4 protein-coding genes are annotated in these 4,081 nt (G+C 31.8%); 3 read left to right on the top strand and 1 reads right to left on the bottom strand.

Translation table 11 applies throughout. The features are described from left to right. The coding region (locus HPY60_11650) for a T9SS type A sorting domain-containing protein (protein NPV51829.1) at positions 1–621 on the top strand (621 nt) is incomplete at its 5' end. Positions 622–899: 278 nt separating this feature from the next. Next, on the top strand, positions 900–2,216 hold the full coding sequence (locus HPY60_11645; protein ID NPV51828.1) for a hypothetical protein: 1,317 nt from the start codon (positions 900–902) through the stop codon (positions 2,214–2,216). Between the two features lie 855 nt (positions 2,217–3,071). Here HPY60_11645 and HPY60_11640 read toward each other — a convergent pair. Further along, positions 3,072–3,212 (bottom strand): hypothetical protein, encoded by a 141-nt coding sequence (locus HPY60_11640; protein NPV51827.1) that lies wholly within the window; start codon positions 3,210–3,212, stop codon positions 3,072–3,074. Positions 3,213–3,361: 149 nt separating this feature from the next. On the opposite strand from HPY60_11640, the gene HPY60_11635 reads away from it, so the two are divergent. Then, positions 3,362–3,853, top strand: a complete 492-nt coding sequence (locus tag HPY60_11635; GenBank protein ID NPV51826.1) for a hypothetical protein — start codon at positions 3,362–3,364, stop codon at positions 3,851–3,853. The last annotated feature ends 228 nt before the right edge of the window (positions 3,854–4,081 follow it).

Below are 4,081 nucleotides of genomic sequence, written 5' to 3'. Positions count from 1 at the left end.
TCAGATTCTTTATTAAAATCTAATATCGCTCCTATTTCAAAGGAAGTAAGTAAAATTTACAAATTACGCGGAGTATCATACATCGTTAATAATTCTTTGTCTAAAAATACAAATACAATTCAAACTGAAACAATGAACCCTAGTAAACAAATTGGGGGAATGGTCGAATCTGACAAACGGATTCATTATGGTTTCATTGCTCAAGAGGTAAAGGAAATTTTCCCGGAATTGGTTTATGAAGATAACGATGGCATATTAGGTATTGATTATGTTGCATTTATTCCTCTTTTAGTTGAAGAATTAAAAAAACAGAATGAGGTAATTGAAGCATTAAAGCTACATATAAATGCATTAAATGAAATATTTTCTCAGAATTTTTCATCTATTATGAAGAACAATACTTATGGAGAATTATTTCAAAATTCCCCAAATCCATTCAATGAAAATACTACCATTCGGTTCAATCTTTTAGACAATATAAATTCTGCTACCCTATATATATATGATTTACAGGGAAGACAAATAAAACGTTTTGCAATTAATCAAAGAGGAGAATCTTCTATAACAATAAAGGGTTCGGAATTTGAACCAGGTTTATATTTTTATTGTTTAAGTTGCTGATGGTAAGATCATTGCTACAAAACAAATGATTCTTACAAATTAATTAATTTTAGTTAAGAAGCACTGTTCACAGCATTACTGTGAAGGGTGTTCCACGTTAATAATAATGATCAATGAAGAAAATATATTTCTTAACAATAGGGTTGATTTTTCTATTATCCTTTCGTTTTTATTCTTCATTATTTTATCCTGTCCTGAATTCTGACAATGCGGTAACTATATTAATGATTCATTACTTTAAACTGCCCAAAGACCTTTATTTCTGGGGACAGGATAGAATGGGTAGCCTCATTCCCTTACTCGGCCAGATACCTTTCAAATTATTTAACTTATCTGCAATTACTTCTGAATCTATTGTACACTATTTAATACTGCTTTTGGGATTTCTGTCATTTTCTCATTTCTTAAGATCATATATTTTAAAAATAATTTTTGCAATTATTTGGTTTTTCCCACCAATGAGGCTTATTGATGTTACTCAATTAGCTTTTGGAATACATTATAGCTTAATTGCAATATCCTGTTATTTGATTGATTATTATCAAAAAGAGAAAATTCAGAATAATCCGCTTTTTCGTCATTCAATTCTTTCGTTAATTACACTTCTTCTTATAGCGGTAATTTGGGTGACTGATATGGCAGTTGTTAGTGTCTTTTTATTGTTAGCAGTTCAATTATATTTTTATTTGAAAGCAAATAAATTTTCTCTCTCTTTATTCAAAAGGATAGAATTCTACTATGCATTAATGGGGGTTATTCTATGTTACATATTTATTCATTATGCAAAAAATATTGCTCAGAACAGATATGATTATACCACATTCAGTGATTTTAAGACCATAAAACTATCTCTTAGAATTTTTGTGAATACTGTTTTAGCTTTCTTTAAATTCAAGGCTAATGAGCCTTTTACAAGTGTATATGCCTATTTTGTAATAGTTATTTTAATAGTAATGTTTCTTCAAATTAAAAAGGTAAGATTAAGTAGTTCTTCAAAGAAATGGATCTTATTTTTTCTTTTTGAAGCCACTTCACTTTTTGTGATAATGATAATATCTAATTGGACCTTTTTAAATGGTGTTCCTCGAAGATATTTTACGTGCACTTATATTTCGCTTTCATTCTCGCTTTTATTGATATTAGACAATTTAAATGTCTCAAAAAAGCATATTAATTATATCAACGTTCTTTTAATGATAACAGTGGTTACCGGAGGTATAGGAGCGCTTTACAACATAAAATATATTTGGCCTAAGACGATGACTCCTAGAGCCGAAATTTCCAGGGAATTCGAAAAACTTGGGAAAATTGGAATAATCGCTGAATATTGGAATTCTTATATTACTTCATGCATTAATCCCGACATGATTAAGGCAACTCCACATGATTCCACTTGGGCTGTTAGAAACTATGAATTAGTTGATGAAGTTTTTGAGCAAGAGAACATTTATCTAATTAAAGATATGTGGTTGCAGAGTTTCCCTGATACTGTGGCTGAATTTGGAAGAGTTCTATTAAAAGATGGTAATGAATTTAGGATTGGTGGTTGTAATGTTTGTAAATATAAAAAGCAAATCCCTATTCAAAACAACTAAACTCACTTGTGGCATCTCAACCGACATTCACACAAGACAACAAATTAACAACACTAAGTAAATTGGCGCTGACAAATTTCATAGTGATTAGATTGGCATTGTGCATTACACTGTATTTACGATAGATATGAGTGGTGTGAGTAAATCAATTGTAGTGCATCAGATATACTTTGGATTGTCCCCCTATTTTCTGGAAAAAATTCTTAGAATGATTTCGGTCGCATGTATTATCACTCTTGTGTATCAAGGTTGGCTTACGCTTGGGCGGTATCGAAAAAGTTAGTTTCGCAGAGACCTTATTTTATAGCATGCTTGATCCTGCAAAATTCCCAGCTTATGCTTAGGGACTATAGTGAGGGTATTCCTGGTTTACGCTACCAGCTACTTACAATCAAATCTGTTTTTCTTACAGTAAAACCCACTTCGCGAAATTTGATATTTGCTGGAAATTAATTCAGACCCTTGGCTCTCAACCTTACCCAGGATCTGAAACTTTTCTATCTCTTTAAATTTTCTATAAGTGTTAATCATCCCCTTGCTAATTTGCTGTACACGACTTAATTATTAATCTTTGTGCAGCGATTAGGAAGCTGCGACAGAGGAAACCTATATTTAAATCAGCCAATCCAAAAAACTTGATTATCTTTGCACCGTGAAAAGTCGTAGCAGAATATTAAGCGTAGTTTTTCTAACAGCGATTTATTGCTTTGCGATAGGTGTCGTAACAAAGTCGGTTGCACATTCTAATTTTCAAAGCAATTCATTTGCATCACAAGAGCTTTATTTTTCTGACTTTTCAACGAAACTCTTCTGCCACACATCCCAATCAGAAAGCTCGGTAAATAATAATATAAATCAACCTGTTCCAAGTTTCAAAAACTCATTCAAAGGGCTTTTGGCACTTGCAAAAACCAAAGAGCTGTTATTTGAATCAGTATTTTCACAATACAACAATATTTCGAGGAACTTTCTGATACAATATCGGAAATCGGACATCATTTTTCCCTTCCATTATTTTTGGTAATACGTTTTTTCCGTCTAAAGTAATTATCGTATTTGGCAATTGCCATTATTTATCAAGACTTTGCAAAAAGTAAAGTCCAATTAATAATTTCAAAAAACTTAAAAAAAATTAAAATATGGATATGGATTGGGGATCAGCCATTATTGGGCTGATTATAATATTGATATGTATCCTTCCTATTGGGATATTGTATTACAAAAGAGTAAAAAAAGAGAATAAAATGTTGCAATCGCTTAATGAAATTGCACAACAACATAATTGCAAAATAGGACAATACGAATTTTGTGGCAACTATGTTATAGGATTAGACGAAGACAGAAATTTCGCTTTCTTTTTTAAGCAGAAAAAGGAGGATGCAATTTCTCAATTTGTCGACCTTTCCGAAGTCCAGCTTTGCCAGGTAGTTAAGAAAATAAAAAATATACGAAACGACATTGGCAGCCTTAGTTATGTCGAGCGTTTAGGACTTAGCTTTATACCAAAAAATTCTTCCAAACGAGAAACAATATTTGAATTGTATGACGTAGAAATTAATATGCAATTAAGCGGTGAACTTCAGTTTGCTGAGAAATGGGCAAACCAATTAAACACTCGTTTGAAAAACAAAAAGTAACAGAATGAAAGCCCTGTGGATAAGCCATAGGGCTTTTTTTTAAGACTAAAAAAAAAGAAAGTAAGAACCTCGACAGCCAGCATCCAAAGCGTAAGCAGTAGTTTTGTGCTTCGAATAATGTGTTTTTGAATATTTGAATCCATGCTTTGCTGCTAGCATTGTTGTAAGAACTTCTCTTTCTAAGATCACAAGCTGTTAGCAGCTTTCCCAAAGAAAATAACAAAAATT

The sequence above is a fragment of the Methanofastidiosum sp. genome, assembly GCA_013178285.1.
In the GTDB taxonomy this organism is placed as follows: Archaea; Methanobacteriota_B; Thermococci; order Methanofastidiosales; family Methanofastidiosaceae; genus Methanofastidiosum.
Note: the sequence above shows the minus strand (reverse complement) of the source record. Positions and strands in the feature narration are given on the sequence as shown.

What these genes read in the sequence shown, in the direction of transcription:
- HPY60_11640 (NPV51827.1), bottom strand. Translation starts at nt 3,212, where the DNA reads ATGTCCGATTTCCGATATTGTATCAGAAAGTTCCTCGAAATATTGTTG.
- HPY60_11645 (NPV51828.1), top strand. Translation starts at nt 900, where the DNA reads ATGGGTAGCCTCATTCCCTTACTCGGCCAGATACCTTTCAAATTATTT.
- HPY60_11635 (NPV51826.1), top strand. Translation starts at nt 3,362, where the DNA reads ATGGATTGGGGATCAGCCATTATTGGGCTGATTATAATATTGATATGT.